Origin of the sequence: Streptomyces spiramyceticus (assembly GCF_028807635.1) — a bacterium.
Taxonomy (GTDB): Bacteria; Actinomycetota; Actinomycetes; order Streptomycetales; family Streptomycetaceae; genus Streptomyces; species Streptomyces spiramyceticus.
Map to the genome: position 1 here is coordinate 3,923,149 of NZ_JARBAX010000001.1, position 24,423 is coordinate 3,947,571.

Genomic DNA, 24,423 nt, shown 5'->3' on the forward strand with positions numbered 1-24,423 from the left:
ACCGTGAGCGAGAGCAGCGCGTCGAGCGCGGTGGAGGTGGCGGCCGAGGCCGCCACCACTGCCGCCGCCGGCAACTGGCGCCGGGCGGGTGTGGCCGGCGCGGCGATAGGTGTGGTCGCGGCCGGTGCTGCCGCGGGCGTCGCGATCGAGCGGCTGACCGTCGGGCGGGGCATGCGCAGGAAGGCGCGGCTCGCCCTCGACGCCTCCGGACCGTACGGCGCTCTGCGCGGCATGCCGGGCCGGGCGCTCGCCGACGACGGCACCGAGATCTACTACGAGGTGGACGAGGTCGACGTCGACAGCGGCTCTGCCGGGCCGCGCCGCCGCCGGCTGTTCGGGCGCAAGACCCCGGCTCCCGTCACCGTCGTCTTCAGTCACGGCTTCTGCCTGAGCCAGGATTCGTGGCACTTTCAGCGCGCCGCGCTGCGCGGTGTCGTACGCACCGTCCACTGGGACCAGCGCAGTCACGGGCGCTCGGCGCGCGGTTCGGCGCAGGCCGAGGGGGTGGCGGTCGACATCGAGCAGCTGGGGCGCGACCTCAAGGCGGTGGTCGACGCGGCCGCGCCCGAGGGGCCGCTGGTGCTGGTGGGGCACTCGATGGGTGGCATGACGGTGATGGCCCTGGCCGACCAGTTTCCTGAGCTCATTCGTGAGCGTGTGGTGGGAGCCGTGTTTGTCGGTACGTCGTCGGGGAAGCTCGGGGAGGTCAATTTCGGCCTGCCGGTCGCGGGCGTGGCCGCCGTACGCCGTGTCCTGCCGCGCGTGCTGCGGGCGCTCGGTTCGCAGGCGGAGATCGTCGAGCGGGGCCGGCGCGCGACCGCCGATCTCTTCGCCGGGCTGATCAAGCGGTACTCGTTCGGCTCGAAGGACGTCGACCCGGCGGTGACGCGGTTCGCGGAGAGGATGATCGAGAGCACTCCGATCGATGTGGTCGCCGAGTTCTATCCGGCGTTTACGAATCACGACAAGGCGGATGCGCTGCAGATCTTCGCCGAGGTGCCGGTGCTCGTCCTCGCGGGCGACAAGGATCTGGTGACGCCCAGCGAGCACAGCGAGGGCATCGCGGACCTGCTGCCCGACGCCGAGCTGGTGATAGTCCCGGACGCCGGACACCTCGTCATGCTGGAGCATCCGGAGGTGGTCACCGACCGCCTCGCGGACCTGCTGGCGCGCGTGGGCGCCGTACCGGCAGCGGCTAACGTTGGGACGTATGGAAGCACCGCACAGCCCGGTGGCTGACCCCACCGCCACAGTCACCGCCACGTTCACCGTCAACGCGCCCGACCTGATGCAGGATTTGGGGCGCCGACTCGCGAAAGTTCTGCGCCCCGGCGATCTGGTGATGCTCACCGGCGAGCTCGGCGCGGGCAAGACGACGCTGACACGCGGGCTGGGCGAAGGGCTCGGGGTGCGCGGCGCTGTGACGTCGCCGACGTTCGTCATCGCCCGCGTCCACCCCTCGCTGACCGGGGGTCCCGCACTGGTGCATGTGGACGCGTACCGGCTGGGCGGAGGGCTGGACGAGATGGAGGATCTTGATCTCGACGTCTCGCTGCCGGACTCCGTGGTGGTCGTCGAGTGGGGCGAGGGGAAAGTCGAAGAGCTGTCGGACGACCGGCTGCATGTGGTGATCCACCGGGCCGTGGGTGACACCGACGACGAGGTGCGCGCGGTCACCCTGGTCGGTGTCGGCGAGCGGTGGAGCGGCGAGGATCTTGCCGCGCTGGGCGTCTGAACCGGCGTGTCCGTCCGTACATTCCGACAAGACGTCGGCAAGATGTTGCGCCAGTGCTGCCGAGCGTGGTCACATGGGTACCGAGACCTGGTTAGGTCTACCTAACCACGCGCCTGCCCCCGGAGCCCAGGAGGCATCCATGTCGGCTTCAGAACGAGAAGCGCCGCAGCCGCACCCTCAGCCTGTGTCCATGCGCGATCTGCTGGCCTCGTGCGCGGCGGCCTCGGCGGTCTCTACGCCGCCCCGGGAGCCCGACGAGAAGGCCGAAGCCGCCGGGCCGGTGGAAAAGCGTGTGCCGAGGCGCGACGCCGAACAGGACGCCGCATAGCTCGTACGGGCGCTCTTGCGGGACCAGTTCTTACCGGACTGGCACTTACGGGACTACGACGACCTTCACGCCGACCGTCGCGAAGGACCACATCGCGTCGCCGTCCGCCCGCGTCATGCGGACGCCGCCCGTTTTGGAGGCCGGATCCGGGGTCGGCATCGTCCCGTCGACCGCGGCGCTGAAGCCGATCGCCACATGGTCGACGCTCGTGAACCGCACGACGTGCTCGACCTGCACCCCGTCCGAGCCGGGGATGCTTCCCGAGCGCGAGCGGACCGCGTAGCTGCCGGGCGGCGGGCTGACCGTACTCGGCGTGACCGTGAAGGTCTGCGTCGGCTGACCCTTGGGCCTCACCAGCCACACCCGCCTCTCACTCAGCGAGTAGACGACGCGCACGCCCTTGCCCGACCGGGCCGGCACGGCGAGCGAGTCCCTGCCGTCCTTGCCCTTGTCCTTGCTCTTGTCCTGGGGCGTGAGCGAGGCGTTGGCCGACGGCGACTTGCCGGGGGCTGCCAGGTCGGCCGGTGCGTTCGCCGATGCCTGGTAGGCGAGGAAAGCGACGGCCGCGAGGGCTGCCGCGGTGAGCCCGGCCACGATTCCCGAGCTGCTCCTAGCCACCGTGCTCCACCTCATGTTCTGCCGCGCGCCGTTTTGTGGTGACGGTAGCAGCAGGGGCAGGGAGGGACGGGACGCCGTGCTTCCCGTGCGCGGGCCGTAGGCTGTTTGTGTGCTCCTGCTCGCCGTTGATACCGCCACGTCCGCCGTCACCGTCGCCCTCCATGACGGCACTTCCGTCCTCGCCGAAGCCCGTCAGGTCGACGCGCGCCGGCACGGGGAGCTGCTGCTGCCCGCCGTCGACCGGGTGCTCGCCGAAGCCGGTCTGAAACTCGACGCCGTGACCGGTGTGGTCGTCGGCGTGGGACCGGGCCCCTATACCGGGCTGCGGGTCGGCCTCGCGACGGCCGAGACCTTCGGCCTCGTGCTCGGCGTGCCCGTGCACGGACTGTGCACGCTGGACGGTCTCGCGTACGCCGCGGGGGTCACCGGCCCCTTCGCGGTCGCCACCGACGCGCGCCGCAAGGAGGTCTACTGGGCGCGGTACGCCGATGCCCGTACGCGCGTCTCCGAACCCGCCGTCGACCGGCCCGCCGACATCGCCGAGGAGCTGGAGGGCCTGCCCGTGGTCGGCGCCGGGGCGCTGCTTTACCCCGACTCCTTCCCCGACGCGCGCGGCCCCGAGCACCAGTCGGCGGGCGCGCTCGCGGCGCTGGCCGCCGAGAAGCTCGCGGCGGGGGAGTCCTTCCTGGCTCCTCTGCCGCTGTATCTGCGCAGGCCCGACGCGCAGGTGCCGAAGAACTACAAGGTGGTCACGCCCAAGTGACCGCGGTGCTGCGCGAGATGCGCTGGTGGGACATCGAACCGGTGCTTGAACTGGAGCGCGAGCTGTTCCCCGAGGACGCCTGGTCGCCCGGGATGTTCTGGTCCGAGCTCGCCCACGCGGGCGGGCCGCAGGCCACCCGCCGCTATGTGGTGGCCGAGCAGGACGGCAAGATCGTCGGGTACGCCGGGCTCGCCGCCGCCGGAGGCCTCGGCGACGTACAGACCATCGCTGCCGCCCGCGACCAGTGGGGGACCGGGCTCGGCGCCCGGCTGCTCACCGATCTGCTGGAGCACGCGACCGCCTTCGAATGCGCGGAGGTGCTCCTCGAAGTGCGCGTCGACAACACGCGCGCGCAGAAGCTGTACGAGCGCTTCGGCTTCGAGCCGATCGGCTTCCGGCGCGGCTACTACCAGCCCGGCAACATCGACGCGCTCGTGATGCGACTCACCGACCCGGCGAACCCGGCAAACACAGCGAACCCCGCAAACACAGTGGAAGAAACCGAGATTCACCATGGCTGACGAACCGCTCGTCCTCGGCATCGAGACCTCCTGCGACGAGACCGGCGTCGGCGTCGTCCGCGGTACGACCCTCCTCGCCGACGCGATCGCGTCGAGCGTCGACGAACACGCCCGCTTCGGCGGTGTGGTGCCGGAGGTCGCGTCGCGCGCACACCTGGAGGCGATGGTTCCGACCATCGAGCGTGCGCTGAAGGAGGCGGGCGTCGCCGCCTCGGACCTGGACGGCATCGCGGTGACGGCCGGTCCCGGGCTCGCTGGTGCGTTGCTGGTGGGGGTGTCCGCGGCGAAGGCCTATGCGTACGCGCTCGGGAAGCCGCTGTACGGCGTGAACCACCTGGCCTCGCACATCTGCGTCGACCAGCTGGAGCACGGGCCGCTGCCCGAGCCGACGATGGCGCTGCTGGTGAGCGGCGGACACTCGTCACTGCTGCTGGCCCCGGACATTACGAGCGATGTACGGCCGATGGGCGCGACCATCGACGACGCGGCGGGCGAGGCCTTCGACAAGATCGCGCGGGTGCTGAACCTGGGCTTCCCCGGCGGTCCCGTCATCGACCGGCTCGCGAAGGAGGGCGACCCCAAGGCGATCGCCTTCCCGCGCGGTCTGACGGGGCCGCGCGACGCGGCGTACGACTTCTCCTTCTCGGGGCTGAAGACGTCGGTGGCGCGCTGGATCGAGGCCAAGCGCAGCGCGGGCGAGGACGTGCCGGTGCGTGATGTGGCGGCGTCCTTCCAGGAGGCGGTCGTCGACGTCCTGACCCGCAAGGCCGTCCGGGCCTGCAAGGACGAGGGCGTCGACCACCTGATGATCGGCGGCGGCGTGGCGGCCAACTCGCGGCTGCGGGCGCTCGCGGCGGAGCGGTGCGAGCGGGCCGGCATCCAGCTGCGCGTGCCGCGTCCGGGGCTGTGCACGGACAACGGGGCGATGGTGGCGGCGCTGGGCGCGGAGATGGTGGCGCGCAACCGGGCGGCGTCGGACTGGGATCTGTCGGCGGACTCGTCGCTGCCGGTGACCGAGACGCACGTACCGGGTGCCGCTCACGATCATGATCACGTGCACGAGATCAGCAAGGACAACCTCTACTCATGACCGTCGCTCTGATGTGGGAGGCCCGCGCTGTCGACGGCGCGGGTGCGGAGCTGCTGGAGTGGGCGCGCGCGCAGGTGCAGGTCCTGGCGGCCGAGCCGGTGCGCCGGGAGCTCTTCCGGGCGCCGCAGGACCGCGTGCTGGTCATTACGTGGTGGGACGCTTCGTACGACGCCGAACTTCCCGAACTGCCGGAGCCCGACGTGCACTTGATCAGCCGGGCCGTGCACCGCTGGCGCTTCGAGTCGGTCGACGGGAACGCGTGAACGAGGACGGGTAATCTCGGCGCATGCCCCGCCGTACGCCGCTGCCTCCGCCACCTCCGCCCGCGCACATACGGGCCTGGCCCCACCCCAATCAGCTGCTTGCCGGGGAGCGTGCACGAGGGCGGTTTAACTCGATCGTGTGATGGTCGGCTTCCGGGCTTGCGGCGTCCTGGGCCGTCCGGGTTAACGTGATCGTGCGATCTGGGGCGCCGGGTACGGTGCCAGCGTGCGGGGCCCCTGCTCCACCGGAGTGATGGTTCAGGGCCTCCCCGTCGCCTCTGGCCGTACCCACATGGCCAGGTCGTACAGGGAACTGGCCTCCCGGGCCCGGACCACGCACAGGATGCGTGTAGCCGCCCCGGGGTTGAGTACGTCGGGGACCAGTGCGCCCAAGACCGTTCGGGGCGTGCGGCTGAGCGGACTCACTCCTGCTCAGTCCAGAGGAACGGTTTGTGGGGGTGGCCCTTCAGTCGTTCGAGGGGCTGATCGATCCACTGGTCGCGGTGTTCGGGGTCGGCTGGTGCGGTGGCGTGGCGGGTGTGGTGACGTCGTGGATCTTCATCGGGCGCGACCGTACGATCCGTCAACTGCTGGGTGAGTGGGCCGAGGTGGGGCGCGGCCACCCGCCCGGCGTTTGAGGAGACTGCGCCTCAGGCACCCGTCCGGCTGCGTCACCGCGCCGGGTGGCCGATCAGTACCGTCGGGGCGCCGGCCACCCGCGTCAGGAACACCGTCGCCGAATTCGCGCCCGCCAGTTTCATCTTCTTGCGCAGCTCCTCCGGCTCGACCGCCGAACCGCGCTTCTTCACCGTCAGGACGCCGACCCCCCGCTCCCTCAGCAGGGCCTTCAGCTTCTTCAGGCTGAAGGGGAGTTGATCCGTGATCTCATACGCCGTCGCGTACGGCGTCGGCCGCAGCTCGTCCGCCGTGATGTACGCGATCGTCTCGTCGATGAGCCGCCCCCCGACCCGTTCCGCGACCTCTGCCACCAGATGCGAGCGGATTACCGCGCCGTCCGGCTCGTAGAGGTAGCGGCCGACCGACCCCGGCGCCGGGTCCGGCAGGCCCGTGCCGAGAAGCGTGTGCGGGCCCGGCAGCAGCGTCGCGCGGACCGCCTTCGCAGCCGTGCCGAACCAGAACACTGCCTCCTTCACGTCGCCGCCGTCCGAGATCCACTCCGCCTCGGCGTCGTCCGGCACCGCCTCGTGCGGCACGCCCGGAGCGATCTTGAGCGCGGCGTGTGCGGCCGTACGAGCCGCCTCGATCGCCCAGGAGAGCGGCGGGGAGTACGCCTCGGGGTCGAAGATCCTGCCCCGGCCGCCGCGCCGCGCCGGATCCACGAAGACCGCGTCGTACGGGGACGTGTCGATCGCCGTGACGTCGGCGCAGCGGACCTCGATCAGCGCGGACAGGCCCAGCGCCTCCGCGTTCGCGCGGGCGACCTCCACCGTCAGCGGGTCGCGGTCGACGGCCAGGACGGAGATCCCGGCGCGGGCGAGGGCGATCGCGTCGCCTCCGATGCCGCAGCACAGATCCGCCACGCTCCGTACGCCCATCCCGGCGAATCGGTCCGCGCGGTACGTCGCGACCGTCGTACGGGTGGCCTGCTCGACGCCGTTCGGCGTGAAGAACATCCGGTACGCGTCCTCCGCGCCGAACTTCGCCACCGCACGCTGCCGCAGCCGCGCCTGACCCAGCGCCGCCGAGACCAGCGCGGCCGGGTGGTCGCGGCGCAGGCGTGTCGCGGTGGCCAGCTCGTCCGCCGGGTTGTAGTCGTGGAGCGAGGCGAGGAGGGCCCGGCCCTCGTCGGTGCGCAGGGCCGCGAAGGAGGCCAGGGGGGTGTCGGGGGCGTCGTCGGAGGCGTCGAGGTCGTTCACCCGGTCAATTGTGGGCCAGCCGGGGGACCGTGCGCGCCCGGTCGCGGTGTCGGCCGGGCGGCGAGCCCGTGCGCTGACAGCATCAGGCTCCATGCAACTAGTACGACAAAACGACAGAATGACCGAAAAGGGGGGCAGGCAGGCCCGCGTGGCCCTGGCCGTGCTCCTTGTCGCCGCCGTCGGCCCCGCCTGTGCCGCCGAGGGAAAACCGGCCGGGAACCCCGCACCCGCCCCCGGCCAGCAGCGGGAGTATCAAGCGGCCCCTGCGGGATCTCTTGCCGAGTACGCCGAGCGTCTGCGGCGTAGCCACGTCGCGCGCATTGCCGCCGCCCAGAAGTGGGGGCTCGTCCAGCCCCCGCTGCCCGCACCGCCGCCGCCCGCGGTGAAACCGGAGATCAAGACACGGAAGGGGTTCGAGGCGGGCCCCGGACTGCCACCCGTTTTCACCACCGTCCCGGTCAAGGAACGGGTCGTCTTCCTGACGATGGACGACGGCGCCGAGAAGGACCCGAAGCTGCTGCGGATGATGACCGAGCTGGGCATCCCGTACAGCGCCTTCCTCAGTGACTACTTGGTGCGCGAGGACTACGGCTATTTCAAGAAGATGCAGGACCAAGGTGTTTCCCTGCAAAACCACACCCTCAACCACCCCTATCTGCCCAGTCTTTCGTACGCCGAGCAGCAGCACGAGATCTGCGGCCAGCAGGCTCTCATCGAGAAGCACTTCGGCAAACGGCCACCGCTCTTCAGGCCGCCGTACGGCAGCTACAACGGGGAGACCCTGCGCGCCGCCAAGTCCTGCGGGATCAAGGCCGTGCCCCTGTGGGCCGCAGAGGCATTCCCGGACCGGATGGAGTGGCGGGAGTGGGACCGCGACCTGCACCCCGGCGACATCATCCTCACCCATTTCCGTGGGCGCGGGGACTGGAAGGGAACCATGCCGGACATGATCCGGCAGGTCATGAAGACGGTCACCGGCAAGGGGTACGCGGTAGCCCGGCTGGAAGACTACCTGTGAGTCACGCGCACCGGCCGACGGCCGGGCTACTGGCCGGTGCGCTCCTGGTCGCCGGGTGTGCCCAGTCCGTCGGCCCGGTCGAGCGGCTGGGGAGGAAAGCGGTGCGCAGCGTCGCGCCGGAGAGGGGGGACGAGGGCCCGCATGCGGGGGCGCGGGCGAACCTGAAGGGGCAGTCACGGCCGCGGGCCGGGGCGTACGCACGGTGGGGTCTGCCCGCGCCGCTCCGCCCGGCGCCGGCGCCCCCGGCCCGTAAGCCCGAACGGCCCTTTGTCGTGGACCGCGTACCCACCCGCGACAAGGTCGTCTTCCTCACCTTCGACGACGGCGCGGAGCGCGACCCCGCGTTCGTCCGGATGGTCGACGACCTGAAGCTGCCGATCAGCATGTTCCTCACGGACAGCGTGGGCTCGCCGGGATACGACCACTTCGACCGGCTGAGGCGCGCGGGCGGCGGCCTGAGCACCGTACAGAACCACACGCTCGGCCACGTCTATCTGCCCGGTCTTTCGTACGCCGGACAGCGCGCCGAGATCTGCGGCCAGCAGGACCGCCTGGAGGCCCGCTTCGGCGCCCGGCCACGGCTCTTCAGGCCGCCGTACGGGGCGTACAACAGCCAGACACTGCGGGCGGCGGGGGACTGCGGGGCCGAGGCGGTGGTGCTGTGGCGGGCGTCGATGCAGATCCATGACCTGCGGTACGTGGAGGGCGACCGGCTGCGGCCCGGCGACATCGTGCTCGCGCACTTCCGCGGACCCGGCGCTCTCAAGGACTCGACGATCACCGAGATGACGGCGCGGATGCTGCGCCGTATCCACGAACAAGGTTTCGCGGTGGCGCGTCTTGAGGATTACCTCTGATGGCGGAAAGGGCGGGCCGGGGGAGGGCGGGAACGCACTTCCGGCCGCGCTGGATTGGCACTCCGCTTGACCGAGTGCTAACCGCGTCATAGTCTCGGCGTTGGCACTCTCCACTGGGGAGTGCCAACAGTAGCGACGGGCAGGTCCGGCACCCGCGACGACGGATCCACCTGGTCGCCACCCCACATCAGTTAACCCCGTGAGATCTCCGAAGGGGGAGACCGGACCGTGACGACCACCAGCTCCAAGGTTGCCATCAAGCCGCTCGAGGACCGCATTGTGGTCCAGCCGCTCGACGCCGAGCAGACCACGGCCTCTGGCCTGGTCATTCCGGACACCGCCAAGGAGAAGCCCCAGGAGGGCGTCGTCCTGGCCGTGGGCCCGGGCCGCTTCGAGAACGGCGAGCGCCTGCCGCTCGACGTTTCCGTCGGCGATGTCGTGCTGTACAGCAAGTACGGCGGCACCGAGGTGAAGTACAGCGGCGAGGAGTACCTCGTCCTCTCGGCTCGCGACGTGCTCGCGATCATCGAGAAGTAACTCGCCCGAAGATTGCTTTTGATCTGCGCCCCTGGCCCCCCAGCGATTGCCGGGCGGCAGGGGCGCAGTTCGTTTTGAGAGGACTGAGACAGCTCCATGGCGAAGATCCTGAAGTTCGACGAGGACGCCCGTCGCGCCCTCGAGCGCGGCGTCAACAAGCTTGCCGACACGGTCAAGGTGACGATCGGCCCCAAGGGCCGCAACGTCGTCATCGACAAGAAGTTCGGCGCCCCCACCATCACCAACGACGGTGTCACGATCGCCCGTGAGGTCGAGCTCGACGACCCGTACGAGAACCTCGGCGCCCAGCTCGTGAAGGAGGTGGCGACCAAGACCAACGACATCGCGGGTGACGGCACCACCACCGCCACCGTGCTGGCCCAGGCACTGGTCCGCGAGGGTCTGCGCAACGTCGCCGCCGGCGCTTCCCCGGCCGCCCTGAAGAAGGGCATCGACGCCGCGGTCAAGGCGATCTCCGAGGACCTCCTCGCGAACGCCCGCCCGATCGAGGACAAGTCCGACATCGCTGCCGTGGCCGGGCTCTCCGCCCAGGACTCGCAGGTCGGCGAGCTCATCGCCGAGGCGATGGACAAGGTCGGCAAGGACGGTGTCATCACCGTCGAGGAGTCCAACACCTTCGGCCTGGAGCTCGACTTCACCGAGGGCATGGCCTTCGACAAGGGCTACCTGTCGCCGTACATGGTGACCGACCAGGAGCGTATGGAGGCCGTCCTCGACGACCCGTACATCCTGATCCACCAGGGCAAGATCGGCTCGATCCAGGACCTGCTGCCGCTGCTGGAGAAGGTCATCCAGGCCGGTGGCTCCAAGCCGCTGCTGATCATCGCCGAGGACGTCGAGGGCGAGGCCCTGTCGACCCTGGTCGTCAACAAGATCCGTGGCACCTTCAACGCCGTCGCGGTGAAGGCCCCGGGCTTCGGTGACCGCCGCAAGGCCATGCTCGGCGACATCGCCACCCTCACGGGTGCGACCGTCATCGCCGAAGAGGTCGGCCTCAAGCTCGACCAGGCCGGTCTGGACGTGCTGGGCTCCGCCCGCCGCGTGACCGTGACCAAGGACGACACCACCATCGTCGACGGCGGTGGCGACTCCGCCGAGGTCACCGGTCGCGTCAACCAGATCAAGGCCGAGATCGAGTCCACGGACTCCGACTGGGACCGCGAGAAGCTCCAGGAGCGCCTCGCGAAGCTGGCCGGCGGCGTGTGCGTGATCAAGGTCGGCGCCGCCACCGAGGTGGAGCTGAAGGAGAAGAAGCACCGCCTGGAGGACGCCATCTCCGCGACCCGCGCCGCGGTCGAGGAGGGCATCGTCTCCGGTGGTGGCTCCGCTCTGGTGCACGCCGCCAAGGTCCTGGAGGACGGCCTGGGCAAGACCGGCGACGAGGCCACGGGTGTCGCGGTCGTGCGCCGCGCCGTCGTCGAGCCGCTGCGCTGGATCGCCGAGAACGCCGGCCTTGAGGGCTACGTCATCACCGCCAAGGTGAGCGAGCTCGACAAGGGTCACGGCTTCAACGCCGCGACGGGCGAGTACGGCGACCTGGTCAAGGCCGGCGTCATCGACCCGGTCAAGGTCACCCGCTCCGCGCTGGAGAACGCCGCGTCCATCGCGTCGCTGCTGCTCACGACCGAGACCCTGGTCGTCGAGAAGCCGGCCGAGGAAGAGGCGGACGCCGGTCACGGCGGCCACGGCCACTCCCACTGACGTCCAGGACGCATGACGTCTGGCGTCTGACGCGTCCGTCCGACGCGTCGTAGAAGGCCCCTGTTCCTGCCGCTCGGCGGCGGGAACAGGGGCTTCCTGTTTTCGTTTCAGCTCAGGGCGCCGAGCTGCCGCATCAGGCCGAGGGCGTCGAAGTGCCACCAGCCTTCCTGGATCATTCCGTCGTGGAAGCGGAAGACCGTGGTGCCGGTCATCTTGCACTGCTGGCCGGTGGGGGCGATGCCCATGAAGGTGCCCCTGTGAGTGCCCACCCAGGTCCACAACGTCACTACGTCGTCGCCTTCGGCGATCTGCCTGTCGAGGTTGAAGGTGAACTCGAAGGCGTCGCGCCAGCCGGTCACGTCGCTGCGGATGACGTCGCTCCCGGTCGTGGTGTCCTCTTCCTTCATGATGTCGTGGTCCTTGTAGTCGGCCACGAACATCTCGTCGATGACGTCGAGGTTGCCTCCGACGGCCACCTCGTGGAAGAAGCGGCGGGCGGTCGCGGCGTTCAGCTGCTCGTCGCGGACCACGTCGAGGTCGGTGAACGACGGCATCCCGTCACAGAGCGCCACCATCTCCTGGAAGATCTGGTCGGTCTCCGGCAGCTGGGAGTTCTTCATTGCCTCTTCGTACGACGGGAACTCGACGATCTCGACGAAGTGCGAACCGTCGGCGCGGTCCTTGCCTATGAGGCTGTGGGTGGCGGTCCGCTTGCCCTTGGTCTGTTCGACCCACCGGTCCATGAGCTGGTTCATGCCGTCGAACCGCTGGGTCTTGTAGTCGACTATCTGTACGAACTTCATGGCGCCTCCCGGCGGTGGAGGGGGATATCTCCAGTTTAGGGAGGAATGCACCCGCGTGGGTGGGTTACGCAGAGTGACCCAGGGCCGCCGGGTGGACGGGATCGGCGAAGGGAAGTCCTGCGGTGTAACGCTCCAGCTCGTCCAGGGACCGGTCGGCCATGCGGTGGAGCTCGTCGCCGAGCGAGCCCGCGATGTGGGGGGTCAGGAGGACGTTCGGGAGGTCGTACAACGGTGAATCGGGCGGCGGCAGCTCGGGGTCTGTCACGTCCAGTACGGCGTTCAGGCGGCCGGAGGCGAGTTCGGAGAGCAGGGCGGACTCGTCGACGAGGGAGCCGCGGGCGGTGTTGATCAGGGTTGCGCCGGTCGGCATGGCGGCGAGCCGGCCGGCGCTGATCATGTGGTGGGTCGCCGGTAGCTGGGGGGCGTGGACCGATACGACGGAGCTCTGGGCGCAGAGGTCGTCGAGTCCGGCCGGTTCGGCGCCGAGTGCGCCGGCTTCCTGTGGGGTGACGTACGGGTCGTACAGCAGGACGCGGAGGTCGAAGGGGCGCAGCAGTTCGATCACGCGGCAGCCGATGCGGGAGGCGCCGATGATGCCCACGGTGCGGCGGTAGTTGCCGGCGGCGTGGAGCTCCGCGCGCCAGTCGTGGGCGGTGCGCAGGGCGCGGTAGCGGTCGGCGGAGTGCAGGACGCGTTTGCCGGCGAAGAGGATCGCGGCGAGCGTGTACTCGGCGACGGGCAGGGCGTTGGCCGCTGCGGCCGAGGTCACGGCGATGCCGCGGTCCCAGCAGGCGTCGGTGATGTGGTGCTTGACGGAACCCGCCGCGTGGATGACGGCGCGCAGTTTCGGGGCGGCGTCCAGCACTTGGGCAGTGAGCGGGGTGGCGCCCCAGCAGGTGAACAGGACCTCGGCGTCGGCGAGGGCGGCCGCGACGTGGGGTGCGGTGAGGTCGTGGGCGACGAGGTGGGGGTCGGTGCGCGCCAGGTCGGCGAGGCGGCTGCGGTGGTGGTCGGTGAAGAGGCGCTCCGCGATGCCGGGGCCCATGGCGAGCAGCGCGGACGGTCGGGGCGCGGACGTTCGGGGCGCGGACGGTTGATTGTCAGTGGCGTGGTGCATGGTGGAACTCGGGCTCCTCTTCAGTCACTTGACGCTTCCGGCGGTGAGCCCGGCCTTCCAGTGCCGCTGGAGGGAGACGAAGGCGACGATCAGGGGGATGACGGCGAGGAGGGAGCCGGTGACGACGAGGGGATAGAAGTCCGGCTCGGCGTGGGCGTTGCTGTTCCACGCGTACAGGCCGAGGCTCAAGGGGAAGAGCTTCTGGTCCGAGAGCATCACCAGGGGGAGGAAGAAGTTGTTCCAGATCGCGGTGAACTGGAAGAGGAAGACGGTCACGAAGCCCGGCATGATCATGCGCATACCGATGGACCAGAAGGTGCGCAGCTCCCCGGCTCCGTCGATACGGGCGGCCTCCAGGGCCTCGTCCGGGATGTAACCGGCGCTGAAGACCCGGGCGAGGTAGACGCCGAACGGGTGGACCAGCACGGGGACGAGCACGGCCCAGTAGGTATTGACGATGCCCACCTCGCTGGCGAGCAGATACATGGGCAGGGCGAGCGCGGTGGACGGGACCAGCACGCCCAGCAGGACGACGCCGAAGAGCTTTTCCTTGCAGGCGAAGTCGTACTTGTCGAAGGCATAGCCCGCGGCGACGCTGATCAGGGAGCTGACGACGGCGCCGCCGCCCGCGTAGAGAAGGCTGTTGAGGTACCAGCGGAGGTAGACGCCGTCGCTGTACGCCGCCAGGGCGGAGAGGTTCGTGCCGAGGTTGAAGTCCTCGAAGGAGAAGGCGTTTCCGGCAAGCAGGCCACCGGTGTCCTTGGTGGCTGCGGTGATCAGCCACACGAGGGGGAGAAGCATGTAGAGCATGGCGAGGACGAGTGCGCCGTTGACCGCGGTCTTGGACAGCAATCGGTTGGTGGAGGTCGAAGAGCTCATGCCTTCCTGCCCTTCCGGCCGGTGAAGCGGGTGACCGCGAAGGAGAGCAGCGCGGCGGTGAGCGCGAGGATTACGGATGCGGCGGCCGCGAGTCCGTAGTCGCCCCGGTCGAAGGCCGCGGTGTAGGCGTACATGTTCGGCGTCCAGGTGGAGGTGACGGACGATCCCGTGCCCTTGTTGATGATCAGCGGCTCGGTGAACAGCTGCAGCGAGCCGATGACCGTGAACAGGGCGACCATCACGACCGAGGCGCGGATCAGCGGGACTTTGATGCTGAACGCGATGCGCCAGGAGCCCGCACCGTCGACGGTGGCCGCTTCGAGCACGGAGCGGTCGACGGCCTGGAGGGCGGCGTAGAAGATCACCATGTTGTAGCCGAGCCATTCCCACAGCGCGATATTGATGACGGAGGGGAGGGCGCCTTCGGGTGAGAAGAAGTCGAAGCCGATGCCGCCGGCCTCCATCGCGTCGACGACCGGGCTGAGTTGGGGCGTATAGAGATAGACCCAGATCAGGGCGGCGATGATGCCGGGGACTGCGTGCGGCAGGAAGAGCGCGAGCTGGAAGAAGCGGCGGGCGCGTGCGAGCGCCGAGTCGAGAAGGAGTGTGAGGGCGAGCGCTCCGCCGATCATCAGCGGGATGTAGAAGACGCAGTATCCGAGGAGTACGGCGAAGCCCTCGCGAAAGGCCGGATCACCCAGCGCCGCCGTGATAGTTGTCGAGACCGGTGAAGACAGTCTCGGTTCCGCCGAAGCCCAGTCCTGACTGCTTCTCGGTGAACAGGCTCAGCCGGACCGCGTATCCGATCGGCACCACCATCACCAGGGTGAAGAGGACGAAGAAGGGAGTCAGCAGGACGCCGGCGGCGGCATTGGTGCGGGTGCGGGCCTTCACGTTCTGCTCAGCCCTCTACCTTCAGGCCGCGCTTCTTCAGCTCGGACACGGTCGCCTCGTGCCCGGCCTTCACCGCGTCGGCGATCGTGGCGCCGCCGTTGGCGATCTTGCCGAACTGGTCCTTGATGACGGTGTTGGTGGTGCCCGTGCCGGGTCCCCACGTCCAGTCGGGGCCGATGGAGGCGCCGGAGTCCTCGAAGAGCCGGTAGATGTCCTGACCGCCGAAGTACGTCGCGTCGAAGGCCTTCTTCGCGGCCGGACGCAGCTCGGCGGCGGCCGGGAAGGCGCTCGAAGTGCCGGACGCGATCCGGGACTTGATGCCGTCCTCGGTGGTCGTCATCCACGTCGCGAACTCGACCGCGGCCTCGGTCTTCTTGCTGCCCTTGGTCACGGCGAACGTGGAGCCGCCCAGCATGCCGCTGGCCGGCTTGCCGTCCCAGCTCGGCATCGGGGCGACGGCCCACCTGCCGCTCTGCTCGGGGAGGGTGCCCGTGAGGACGCCCGCGCCCCAGGAGGCGCCGAGGTAGCCGACGGTGCTGCCGTTCTTGAGGGAGTTGGTCCACTCCGGGCTGAAGGAGGCGTTGTTGTGGACCAGGTCGTCGTCGAGGAGCCCCTGCCAGTACGTGGAGACCTTCGTCGTCGCCGCGTCGGTGGTGTTGATCTTCCAGGTGTCGCCCTCGGCCTTGAACCACTGGGCGCCGGCCTGCCAGGCCATCGCCTGGAAGGTGGTCGGGTCGTCGGGGAAGAAGGTGCCGATGCGGGCCTTCTTGTCGGCCTTCTTGACCTTCTCGGCCGCCTTGCGGAAGTCGTCCCAGGTCTTGGGGACTTCGATGTCGTACTTCTCGAACAGGTCCTTGCGGTAGTAGAAAGCCTGCGGCGACGCGTCGCAGGGGACGGCCCAGTTCTTGCCGCCCAGGGTGGTCAGCTCGACTGCCTGCGGCAGAAACTTCTTCCTGACGTCGTCGGTGACGTACGGGCTGATGTCCTGGACCGATCCCTGGCTGACGAACTCCGGGAGCATCGGGTACTCGATGGAGACCAGGTCGGGGGCGTTGTCCGCCTTCACCGCGTTGGAGATCTTCGCGTAGCCGCCGGCGTTGCCGGAGGGTATCTCCTCGAACTTCACCCGGATGTCCTTGTGCGAGGCGTTGAAGGCGTCGACGACCTCCTTCGATCCCTTGGCCCAGCCCCAGAACGTGATGGTCACGGGCCCGTCTTCGCTGCCTTTTGCGTTGTCGTCACCGCCGCCGCCGCAGGCCGTGAGAACGGCGAGGGCGGTGGCGGCGCCGACTATGACATGGGACGTTCTGTTCCAACTGCGGCTCACGGCACGGCTCCTGAAAGGGCGGCGACAGTTACGTTGGCCGTGATCCTTGAGCCAGCCCTGACCGAAGTCAAGAGCGAAAGATTGATTGATCGAAAAAGGATCAGACCGTTGAGGCGCCGCAGGAAGCCCTGACGCGCAGCTGCGGAAGCAGGGTCACGTGCCGCCGCGGCTCCTCGCCGCCCGCGCCCCGCGCCCGGCCGAGCCGCTCCACGAGCAGCTCCGTCGCATGCCGCCCGACCTCGCGCTTGGGCGGTGCCACCGCCGTCAGCGGGGTGTCCGCGAGCGCCGCCACCTCGTCGTCGTACGCGATCAGTGCCAGGTCCCGCGGCACCCGGACACCCAGCTCCGCCAGCCGCTGCACCACCTGGATCGCGTCCACGTCGTTGTGGATCAGCGCCGCCGTCGCCGACCCCGAAGCAACCGCCGCGTGCAGAGCCTGCACCGCTGCCTCGAAGCGGTCCGGATGCAGCTCCGCCGGTACGGAATCGATCACGTCCCGCGGCGCGCGCAGCCCGAGCACGCCCAGCGCCTCCTCGTACCCGGCCCGCACCGCGAGCGCCGTCGGCGAGTCGTCGCGGGCCATCAGCAGCGGCGCCCCGTGCCCCAGTTCCACCAGGTGCCGCACGGCCAGCAGTGCGCCGCGCCGGTGGTCCGAACAGACCCGGTCGATGCCGTCCAGCCGGGACCCCGGCACCGGTTGCCGCTCCAGCAGTACGGCGGGTACGGGCAGCGAGGCGATCCAGTCGCTGTACGCCGCCGGGTCCCCGGGCCGTCGCCAGCCCGGCGCTACCAGCAGGCCCTCCGCGCCCGCCGCCAGCAGGCCCTCGGCGCGCGCCTGGTCCTCCTCGGGGCGGTAGTCGGAGATCCGCAGGATCAGCCGGGCCCCGGCGCGCGCCGCGGCCTCGTGCGCACCCCGGATGACCTCGGCGAAGTAGTACGTGGCCGAGGGCGCCAGCATGCCGAGCACCGGCCCGCCGCCGGCCCCGCGCGAAGCGGCACCCACAGCGCCCTGATCCTGCGGCCACGACACCGACCCGTGTACCCGGTCGAGCAGACCCCGCCCGGCCAGATCCTCCACGTCCCGGCGCACCGTGACGGGCGAGACGCCCAGCTGGGCGGCGAGGTCCGAGACGCGGGCCGAGCCCCGTTCCCGTACCAGGCCCAGCAGTCGGTCATGACGTTCAGCAGCACTCTCGCGCACGGCGGCAGTCCCCCTCGCAGTGTGTGGCGCGTCGCAATGTGTGGCGCAGGCCAATGTGATCGAACGATAGAAGTTTCGATCATTCAACCGCAATGCGTTGACGTTCGATCAGCCAAGGTTCTAGATTCCGTCAACGCAGCAGCCGCCTCCAGGCATCCAGGCACCCCGGGGAGCATCATGCCGTTCGGAAACCAGCGGAGCAGCTCGTACACTCGCTGGACCCGCGACAACTGGGAGGCGACAGCCGACCAGCTCCTGCTGGCCGTACGCCCCCACGCCTCCCCCCGCCGCGGCCTCATCAACCTGCCGGGCAAGCGCCCCAGTTCGTCGGGCCCGCGCTCCGACGGCCTCGAAGCTTTTGCCCGTACGTTCCTGCTCGCCGCTTTCCGGGTCGCGGGCGCAGACGGCCACGACCCCCACGGCCACCTCGCCCGATACGCCGAAGGCCTCACCGCGGGCACCGAAAACCCGGTCGCCACCGGCGAACTGACGGCCGAGGCACCCGAATCCTGGCCGCTCATGGCCGACGTACGCCAAGCGGTCGTCGAATCCGCCTCCATCGCACTCGCCCTGCGCCTCACCCGCCCCTGGCTCTGGGACGACCTCGACGAGCACACCCGCCACCGCACCGTCGACTGGCTGCTGCCCGCCCTCGACCCGTCCCCCGTCGACAACAACTGGTGGCTGTTCGGCCTCACCGTTGCCGGATTCCTCCAGGACATCGGCATCGAGACCGACCGCGCCCGGGCCACCATCGACCGCTCCCTCGCCCGCATCGAGGAGTGGTATCTCGGCGACGGCTGGTACAGCGACGGACCGAACCGAGCCTTCGACCACTACAACGCCTGGGCCCTGCACTTCTATCCCGTTCTGCACGCCCACCTCGCGGGCGACCAGAAGCTCCTCGACCGTTACGGCCCGAGGCTGTACGCCCAACTCGAAGCGCACACCCGTCTCTTCGACGCCAACGGCGCCCCCATGCCGTACGGCCGCTCCCTCACCTACCGCTTCGCCGCCGCCTCCGCCCCCTGGCTCGGCGCGCTGACCGGCCGCACCCCACTCACCCCCGGCGCGACCCGGCGCCTCGCCTCCGGCACCCTGCGCCACTTCCTCGACCGGGGTGCGGTCGGCGACGACGGGCTGCTTTCGCTGGGCTGGTACGGCCCGTACGAACCGGTCCTCCAGACGTACTCGGGGCCGGCCTCCCCCTACTGGGCGTCAAAGGGCTTCATCGGCCTTCTCCTGCCGGCCGACCACCCGGCCTGGACCGACCCGGAAGAGCCGCTGCCCGCCGAAACGCAGGACGCGGTCACCACACTCGCCCCGCCCAACATGCTGATCCAGTCCACCGTGGCCGACGGCCTCGTACGCCTCCACAACCACGGCAGCAACCACGTCACCGCGGGCGACGACCCCGGCTACGCCCGCTTCGCCTACTCCACGCGCACCGGCCCCACCACCGACGGCGACCCGGCCGACAACCACTTCGCCCTGCTCATCGGCGGCGTACCGACGACACGCGGCCCGGCCCAGCCGCTCGGCCACGGCCCCGGCTGGGCCGCGTCCGAACACATCCCGGCCCCCGGCATCCGCGTCGTCTCCGCCACCGCCGTCCACGGCCGCGCCGAAGTCCGCGCCCATCTCGTCGTCGGAGCACCGGAGGGCACGCCCGTACGCCAGACCGGCTGGGCCACCGACCACCGGGTGACCGCCCAACTCCACCCGGTCCACGGCTACGACAGCGCACAGGAATTGGCCACCGGCCCGACGCTGGCCGCCCCGCGCACCCGTACCGCAGCCCTCGAAGGCCGCACAACAGCGGGCGAGTCGCTCTTCGTCGCCCTGGCATCCCTCACGGCCGAGCCCGCGCCGACGCCCGTCGCCACCCTCGCGGACGTCCGGATCACCGGCCCCAGCACCCTCCGGGTGACCTGGAGGAACGGTCCGACTACCCAGCTGTTCCTAAGCCCTGACGAGCCGAACGAGCCGAAGGAGCCGAAGGAGCAGTAAACGCGAGACGCACTACTGAGGCCCGTACTTCCGCCCGGTCTTGGAGGTGATCCCTCCCAGCAGGCCGCGCGGCACCAGCTTCACAGCCCCCATCACCACCTTGTACCGGGGATCCGGCACGGAAAGCGACTTCCCGCGCGCCAGATCGCCCATCGCCGCGGCCACCAGCTTGTCCGCGTCGAGCCACATCCAGCCCGGGATGTTGTCCGTCCCCATCCCGGCCCGCTCGTGGAATTCCGTCCGTACGAAGCCGGGGCACAGCGCCATCAGCCGTACGCCGGACCCCGCGAGGTCCCGCGCCACACCCTGCGTGAACTGCACGACCCACGCCTTGGAAGCGCCGTACGTCCCACGCGGTACGAAGGCCGCGATCGACGCGACGTTGACGACCCCGCCCCGGCGCCGCTCCTTCATGCCCGTCGCGGCCGCCGCCGTCAGCCGCATGACCGCCTCGCAATGGACCTTCAGCATGGTCAGCTCGTCGGCCATGGACACTTCGAGGAAGCGCCCCTTGTTGCCGAACCCGGCGTTGTTGACCAGCAGATCGACCGGATGCTTGCGGTCCAGGAGCCGCGCCTCGACCGCCGCGATCCCGTCGTCCGTCGCCAGATCGGCGGTCAGCACTTCCGCCTCGATGCCGTGCAGGTCGTGCAGCTCTGTCGCCTGCTCCTGGAGCCGCCCGGTGTCGCGGGCCACCAGCACCAGGTTGTGCCCGTCCGTGGCGAGGCGCCGCGCGAAGGCGGCGCCGATGCCTGCTGTAGCTCCCGTAATCAGTGCAGTCGTCATAGCGGCACGTTAGTGCTTCGCGTGTCCCGCCCGTCCGTCAGGGACTCTCCCTTACGACACGCATGACGACACGCACTACGACACGCACCACGACACGTGTTACGACACGTACTTGCGCGCGTTCGCCAGCGCCTCGGGGTGCAGCGCCTCGCCGGCCGCGAGGATGCGCGGCAGCAGCTCCCGTTCCGTCGTCGCCGCACGGAACTGCAGGCTGACCGTGACGTCGTGGTCGGGCCGGTGCACGATCTCGACGGCGTCGCCCGCGCGGATCTCCCCGGGCTCGATCACCCGCAGATACGCCCCCGGGGCGGCCTGCCGCGTGAAGCGCTTGACCCACCCCTTCTCGCCGAGAGCGCCTGCGAACGTACGGCACGGAATGCGGCCGCAGGTCACCTCGAGCACCAACTCCGTCCCGATACGCCACCGCTCGCCGATGAGCGCGCCGTTCACATCGAGCCCGAGGGTGGTGAGGTTCTCCCCGAACGCACCATTGGCCAGCGGACGCCCCAGCTCCCGCTCCCATCCGTCGAGGTCCTCGCGCGCAAAGGCGTACACAGCCTGGTCGTTGCCGCCGTGATGACGCGTGTCGCACACCGCGTCGCCGGCCACTCCGCTCGCGCCGACACCCTTGGGACCCGGCGCGACCACCCGTACGGGCCCATCGGCCGGATGTTTGTGGACGCCCGTCGTCCCGCTCGGCGCGTCGGTGTAGTCCACGGCCTCGGGCCGCCCCACATTCACGGTCAGCAGTTTCATCAAGTGCATGGCACGCACGCTAACGGTGCGGCCCTCAAAGTCGCACATCGTTCCTCTGCGACTGCCCCAAGTGTCACTTATGCTTCAAGGGTGATCGAAGCCCGCCATCTCCGTGTCCTGCGCGCCGTGTCCGCCACCGGCTCCTTCTCGGCCGCCGCGCGCGAACTGGGCTGCACACAGCCCGCCGTCAGCCAGCAGATGAAGGCCCTCGAACACTCGACAGGCACCCCGCTCCTCATCCGCACGGGCCGCGAGATGCGACTCACCCAAGCGGGTGAAGCCCTCGTCCGCCACGCCGCCGGAATCCTCGCCGGACTGACCGCCGCCGAGGAGGAGGTCGCCGCCATCGCCGGCCTGCGCGCAGGCCGGGTACGCCTGGTGTCCTTCCCCAGCGGCAGCTCCACCCTGGTCCCCACCGCGCTGGCCGCCCTGCGCGCCGCCCACCCCGGCACCAGGGTCTCCCTCATCGACGCCGAGCCCCCGCGCTCGGTCGAGATGCTGCGCGAGGGCGACTGCGATGTGGCTCTGGCCTTTCGTTACGGGCCCGGCGGCGCCGCCGAGGACTGGCAGGACCTGGTCGTACGCCCGCTGCTCACCGACCGTCTCGTCGGCCTCGTCCCCGAGGGGCACCGGCTTGCGGAGGCCGGTCAGGTCGGCATCGGGGAGCTGGCGGACGAGCCGTGGATCGCGGGCTGCCCGCGCTGCCGGAGGCAGCTGGTGGAGGTGTGCGAGAGCGCGGGCTTCGCGCCCCGCATCGATTTCGCGACCGACGACTATCCGGCGGTGATCGGCCTGGTCGGCGCCGGACTCGGAGTCGCGGTCCTGCCGGAGCTGGCCCTGGAGTCGGTACGTCCGAAGCGTGCGCGCACTGTGGCGCTGGTGCCCGCCGTGCAGCGCGAGATCGTGGCGCTCACCCTGCCCGATCTGGCTCAGGTCCCGGCCGTCGCGGCCACGCTGGACCAGCTGGCGCTCGCAGCCGCCCGCTGAGCCGGCGGCCGGGGCTGGGAGTCGGGGCTAGGAGGTGGAGCGGTCTTGGTGAAGTTGGTGAAGAGGGAAAGAAGTGAAGAAACGTTTCAGCGTCCTGGTGCGGTGGTCGGCCTCGCGCCCGGCGCCGCCGGGGCGCCCGTGGAGGCGGTGATCAGGCGGTTGCGCGCGCGGCCCATGAGCTCCTCGCGCTCGTCCTCGGTCAGCCCGCCCCACACGCCGTAGGGCTCACGGACCGCGAGTGCGTGCGCCGCGCATTCCGCACGTACCGGGCACCTCATGCAGACCTCCTTTGCCGAGTTCTCACGCGCACTCCTGGCGGCGCCCCGCTCCCCCTCCGGGTGAAAGAAGAGCGAGCTGTCCACCCCGCGGCAGGCTGCAAGCAGCTGCCAGTCCCACAGATCGGCGTTGGGTCCGGGAAGGCGGGAGAAATCTGCCATTGCTTGTCCCCTTGCATCGATTGCATCGAGAGCGCATCTGGGCTGAGGCGGTACCTAGGTACCTACTTGTGTAAGCAGATGTAAATATGACCCATTGCGAATCTAGCCACAGGCGCCAGCAAAACGGAAGAAAAGCCGCTAAACGGGGCATGTCTTTACTTTGGGGACATCGCACCCCGCGATGCGCTTCTCTGCAACCGGGCCCTCACGTAGAGTGCCGAAGATGGCCGTCCACCCCGTAACTCTTTCGAGTGACCATCGTTGAGAGTGCGAGGCGGTTGAAAGAACAAGCGATCGGGCAGATGTCCGAGAGCGTCAATCGCACAGGTGACGAAATATGTACCAGCCTGGAGGCTCAAGGTGACGCGCATCAGCTGCGGAGGGCGGCCATGACATCCGTCCTCGTCTGCGACGACTCCCCGCTTGCCCGAGAGGCGCTCCGCCGCGCGGTCGCGACCGTGCCCGGCGTCGAGCGCGTGACGACAGCGGCCAACGGTGAGGAAGTCCTCCGCCGGTGGGGCGCCGACCGCTCGGACCTGATTCTGATGGACGTACGCATGCCCGGTCTTGGCGGTGTCGAGACCGTGCGCCGGCTGCTCTCCGCCGACCCGGGCGCCCGGATCATCATGCTCACGGTGGCCGAGGACCTCGACGGCGTCGCGCTCGCGGTCGCCGCCGGTGCCCGTGGCTATCTGCACAAGGACGCCTCGCGCGCCGAACTGCGGGCCACCGTCACGCAGGCGCTCGCCGACCCGACCTGGCGGCTCGCCCCGCGCAGACTGCGCTCGGCCGAGATGGGCGCGGCGCCCACACTCACCGCGCGTGAGATCCAGGTGCTCGAAGGCATGAGCCACGGCCGCTCCAACGCGGAGATCGGCCGTGAGCTCTTCCTCTCCGAGGACACGGTCAAGACGCATGCCCGGCGGCTCTTCAAGAAGCTCGGCGCCTCGGACCGGGCGCACGCGGTCGCGCTCGGATTCCGCTGGGGCCTGGTCCGTTAGGACCGGGGCCGGTGCGCTGCTGCACGGGTACGACGTGCCCCGTCCGCCGTCCGGCGGACGGGGTGACGGACGCCCGTGCCCCGTTCCGCCGCCGATGCCGCATCCTTGAGGGGTGGAGTTCCTCGGGGACGATTCGGTCGAGCGGGAGGGGAGGGCTCAGGAGATGAGTTCCGGCGTACCTGCTCATAACGCTTCGGTGCACAACTACGGGCGTGGTGCCACGGAAGGTTCGGCGCCAAGGCACCATGGACCGATGCGCGACGACGAGACGACGGTGATCGGTGCACTCGTCCGCCGTGCGGTCGATGGCGACGAGCAGGCCACGCACGACCTCCTGGCCCGGGTTCACCCGCTGGCCCTGCGGTACTGCCGTACGCGGCTGAGCCGGCTTCCCGGTGATGCCCGCCACTTCGTGGAGGACCTAGCGCAGGAAGTCTGCGTGGCGGTCCTCATGGCGCTGCCGCGCTACAAGGACACCGGCAGGCCCTTCGAGGCCTTCGTCTTCGCCATCGCCGCGCACAAGGTCGCCGATCTGCAGCGGGCCGCCATGCGGCACCCCGGATCGACCGCCGTGCCCTCCGACGAGATGCCGGAGCGCCCCGACGACTCCCTCGGGCCCGAGGAGCGCGCACTGCTCAGCAGTGATGCGGAGTGGGCCAAGAAACTTCTGGCAAATCTTCCCCAGGCGCAGCGCGAGCTGCTCGTACTCAGGGTCGCGGTCGGGCTGACCGCCGAGGAGACCGGGCAGATGCTGGGCATGTCCCCAGGTGCCGTGCGGGTTGCGCAGCATCGCGCGCTCAGCCGGCTGCGGGCGCTCGCCGGGCAGTGACGGGCCGAAACGGGCCCTGCGCGCAGGCCGTGCGAACGTACAAACTCTCTGGGTGATCTTGCTCGTG

26 protein-coding genes and 1 pseudogene are annotated in these 24,423 nt (G+C 69.9%); 16 read left to right on the forward strand and 11 right to left on the reverse strand.

The features are described from left to right. Positions 1-3: 3 nt before the first annotated feature. The 3 genes from PXH83_RS18000 to PXH83_RS18010 all read left to right on the forward strand — a co-directional run bounded on the left by PXH83_RS18000 (position 4) and on the right by PXH83_RS18010 (position 2,063). The gene (locus PXH83_RS18000) at positions 4-1,239 is read left to right on the forward strand and encodes an alpha/beta fold hydrolase (protein WP_274561399.1); all 1,236 of its coding nucleotides are present in this window, start codon (positions 4-6) and stop codon (positions 1,237-1,239) included. Continuing rightward, positions 1,211-1,735 carry a tRNA (adenosine(37)-N6)-threonylcarbamoyltransferase complex ATPase subunit type 1 TsaE gene (gene tsaE / locus PXH83_RS18005; RefSeq protein WP_274561400.1) on the forward strand — a complete coding sequence of 175 codons (525 nt, stop codon included), beginning with the start codon at positions 1,211-1,213 and terminating at the stop codon, positions 1,733-1,735. Before PXH83_RS18000 ends, tsaE begins: the two co-directional genes overlap by 29 nt. A gap of 139 nt (positions 1,736-1,874) precedes the next feature. Next, complete coding sequence (locus PXH83_RS18010; RefSeq protein ID WP_274561401.1) at positions 1,875-2,063, forward strand: hypothetical protein; 189 nt, start codon at positions 1,875-1,877, stop codon at positions 2,061-2,063. A gap of 45 nt (positions 2,064-2,108) precedes the next feature. Here PXH83_RS18010 and PXH83_RS18015 read toward each other — a convergent pair whose 3' ends face one another. Further along, the gene (locus tag PXH83_RS18015; RefSeq protein ID WP_420803182.1) at positions 2,109-2,696 is read right to left on the reverse strand and encodes a hypothetical protein; all 588 of its coding nucleotides are present in this window, start codon (positions 2,694-2,696) and stop codon (positions 2,109-2,111) included. Positions 2,697-2,790: 94 nt separating this feature from the next. Between PXH83_RS18015 and tsaB the strand changes: the two genes are divergently transcribed. The 5 genes from tsaB (at position 2,791) to PXH83_RS18040 (ending at position 5,956) form a co-directional block, all read left to right on the forward strand. Continuing rightward, complete coding sequence (gene tsaB, locus PXH83_RS18020) at positions 2,791-3,444, forward strand: tRNA (adenosine(37)-N6)-threonylcarbamoyltransferase complex dimerization subunit type 1 TsaB (RefSeq protein WP_274561402.1); 654 nt, start codon at positions 2,791-2,793, stop codon at positions 3,442-3,444. 17 nt (positions 3,445-3,461) lie between these two features. Continuing rightward, a complete protein-coding gene (gene rimI, locus PXH83_RS18025) occupies positions 3,462-3,965 on the forward strand; it encodes a ribosomal protein S18-alanine N-acetyltransferase (RefSeq protein ID WP_274562881.1) in 504 nt (167 codons plus the stop codon). Next, a complete protein-coding gene (gene tsaD, locus PXH83_RS18030; RefSeq protein ID WP_214921120.1) occupies positions 3,958-5,055 on the forward strand; it encodes a tRNA (adenosine(37)-N6)-threonylcarbamoyltransferase complex transferase subunit TsaD in 1,098 nt (365 codons plus the stop codon). The genes rimI and tsaD overlap by 8 nt, the downstream gene beginning before the upstream one ends. Beyond that, positions 5,052-5,318, forward strand: a complete 267-nt coding sequence (locus tag PXH83_RS18035) for a hypothetical protein (RefSeq protein ID WP_274561403.1) — start codon at positions 5,052-5,054, stop codon at positions 5,316-5,318. The genes tsaD and PXH83_RS18035 overlap by 4 nt, the downstream gene beginning before the upstream one ends. A gap of 452 nt (positions 5,319-5,770) precedes the next feature. Beyond that, a complete protein-coding gene (locus PXH83_RS18040; RefSeq protein ID WP_274561404.1) occupies positions 5,771-5,956 on the forward strand; it encodes a hypothetical protein in 186 nt (61 codons plus the stop codon). Positions 5,957-5,989: 33 nt separating this feature from the next. Here PXH83_RS18040 and PXH83_RS18045 read toward each other — a convergent pair whose 3' ends face one another. After that, on the reverse strand, positions 5,990-7,204 hold the full coding sequence (locus tag PXH83_RS18045; RefSeq protein ID WP_420803230.1) for a class I SAM-dependent methyltransferase: 1,215 nt from the start codon (positions 7,202-7,204) through the stop codon (positions 5,990-5,992). Positions 7,205-7,313: 109 nt separating this feature from the next. On the opposite strand from PXH83_RS18045, the gene PXH83_RS18050 reads away from it, so the two are divergent. The 4 genes from PXH83_RS18050 (at position 7,314) to groL (ending at position 11,329) form a co-directional block, all read left to right on the forward strand. Beyond that, a complete protein-coding gene (locus PXH83_RS18050; protein WP_274561406.1) occupies positions 7,314-8,213 on the forward strand; it encodes a polysaccharide deacetylase family protein in 900 nt (299 codons plus the stop codon). Continuing rightward, positions 8,210-9,070: a polysaccharide deacetylase family protein gene (locus PXH83_RS18055; protein WP_274561407.1), complete on the forward strand. Its 861-nt coding sequence runs from the start codon at positions 8,210-8,212 to the stop codon at positions 9,068-9,070. Before PXH83_RS18050 ends, PXH83_RS18055 begins: the two co-directional genes overlap by 4 nt. 228 nt (positions 9,071-9,298) lie before the next feature. After that, positions 9,299-9,607 carry a co-chaperone GroES gene (gene groES, locus PXH83_RS18060; RefSeq protein ID WP_028812332.1) on the forward strand — a complete coding sequence of 103 codons (309 nt, stop codon included), beginning with the start codon at positions 9,299-9,301 and terminating at the stop codon, positions 9,605-9,607. Positions 9,608-9,703: 96 nt separating this feature from the next. Continuing rightward, positions 9,704-11,329 (forward strand): chaperonin GroEL, encoded by a 1,626-nt coding sequence (gene groL / locus PXH83_RS18065; RefSeq protein ID WP_274561408.1) that lies wholly within the window; start codon positions 9,704-9,706, stop codon positions 11,327-11,329. Between the two features lie 107 nt (positions 11,330-11,436). On the opposite strand, the gene PXH83_RS18070 is transcribed toward groL, so the two are convergent. The 6 genes and pseudogenes from PXH83_RS18070 to PXH83_RS18095 form a co-directional block, all read right to left on the reverse strand. After that, on the reverse strand, positions 11,437-12,132 hold the full coding sequence (locus PXH83_RS18070) for an ester cyclase (RefSeq protein ID WP_274561409.1): 696 nt from the start codon (positions 12,130-12,132) through the stop codon (positions 11,437-11,439). A gap of 64 nt (positions 12,133-12,196) precedes the next feature. Continuing rightward, complete coding sequence (locus PXH83_RS18075; protein WP_274561410.1) at positions 12,197-13,249, reverse strand: hydroxyacid dehydrogenase; 1,053 nt, start codon at positions 13,247-13,249, stop codon at positions 12,197-12,199. Positions 13,250-13,273: 24 nt separating this feature from the next. Further along, complete coding sequence (locus tag PXH83_RS18080; RefSeq protein WP_274561411.1) at positions 13,274-14,128, reverse strand: carbohydrate ABC transporter permease; 855 nt, start codon at positions 14,126-14,128, stop codon at positions 13,274-13,276. Next, positions 14,125-15,022 (reverse strand): annotated as a pseudogene (locus tag PXH83_RS18085) (carbohydrate ABC transporter permease). Before PXH83_RS18085 ends, PXH83_RS18080 begins: the two are co-directional and overlap by 4 nt. Positions 15,023-15,029: 7 nt before the next feature. Then, entirely contained in the window at positions 15,030-16,349 is a 1,320-nt protein-coding gene (locus PXH83_RS18090) for an ABC transporter substrate-binding protein (protein ID WP_274561412.1), read from the reverse strand. 100 nt (positions 16,350-16,449) lie between these two features. Continuing rightward, positions 16,450-17,550: a substrate-binding domain-containing protein gene (locus PXH83_RS18095; RefSeq protein ID WP_274561413.1), complete on the reverse strand. Its 1,101-nt coding sequence runs from the start codon at positions 17,548-17,550 to the stop codon at positions 16,450-16,452. A 177-nt stretch (positions 17,551-17,727) separates the two neighbouring features. On the opposite strand from PXH83_RS18095, the gene PXH83_RS18100 reads away from it, so the two are divergent. Next, positions 17,728-19,560, forward strand: a complete 1,833-nt coding sequence (locus PXH83_RS18100) for a DUF2264 domain-containing protein (protein ID WP_274561414.1) — start codon at positions 17,728-17,730, stop codon at positions 19,558-19,560. A gap of 12 nt (positions 19,561-19,572) precedes the next feature. On the opposite strand, the gene PXH83_RS18105 is transcribed toward PXH83_RS18100, so the two are convergent. Both PXH83_RS18105 and PXH83_RS18110 read right to left on the reverse strand, forming a co-directional pair. Then, positions 19,573-20,346 (reverse strand): SDR family NAD(P)-dependent oxidoreductase, encoded by a 774-nt coding sequence (locus PXH83_RS18105; RefSeq protein ID WP_274561415.1) that lies wholly within the window; start codon positions 20,344-20,346, stop codon positions 19,573-19,575. A gap of 99 nt (positions 20,347-20,445) precedes the next feature. Then, positions 20,446-21,102, reverse strand: coding sequence for an MOSC domain-containing protein (locus PXH83_RS18110; protein WP_274562883.1), 657 nt, complete (start codon positions 21,100-21,102; stop codon positions 20,446-20,448). A 90-nt stretch (positions 21,103-21,192) separates the two neighbouring features. On the opposite strand from PXH83_RS18110, the gene PXH83_RS18115 reads away from it, so the two are divergent. Beyond that, positions 21,193-22,089: a LysR family transcriptional regulator gene (locus PXH83_RS18115; RefSeq protein WP_274561416.1), complete on the forward strand. Its 897-nt coding sequence runs from the start codon at positions 21,193-21,195 to the stop codon at positions 22,087-22,089. An 86-nt stretch (positions 22,090-22,175) separates the two neighbouring features. Here PXH83_RS18115 and PXH83_RS18120 read toward each other — a convergent pair whose 3' ends face one another. Next, entirely contained in the window at positions 22,176-22,526 is a 351-nt protein-coding gene (locus PXH83_RS18120; RefSeq protein ID WP_274561417.1) for a WhiB family transcriptional regulator, read from the reverse strand. Positions 22,527-22,915: 389 nt separating this feature from the next. On the opposite strand from PXH83_RS18120, the gene PXH83_RS18125 reads away from it, so the two are divergent. Together PXH83_RS18125 and PXH83_RS18130 are read left to right on the forward strand one after the other, a co-directional pair. After that, complete coding sequence (locus tag PXH83_RS18125; RefSeq protein WP_003948568.1) at positions 22,916-23,527, forward strand: response regulator transcription factor; 612 nt, start codon at positions 22,916-22,918, stop codon at positions 23,525-23,527. A 253-nt stretch (positions 23,528-23,780) separates the two neighbouring features. Beyond that, positions 23,781-24,356 carry a sigma-70 family RNA polymerase sigma factor gene (locus PXH83_RS18130; protein ID WP_274561418.1) on the forward strand — a complete coding sequence of 192 codons (576 nt, stop codon included), beginning with the start codon at positions 23,781-23,783 and terminating at the stop codon, positions 24,354-24,356. The last annotated feature ends 67 nt before the right edge of the window (positions 24,357-24,423 follow it).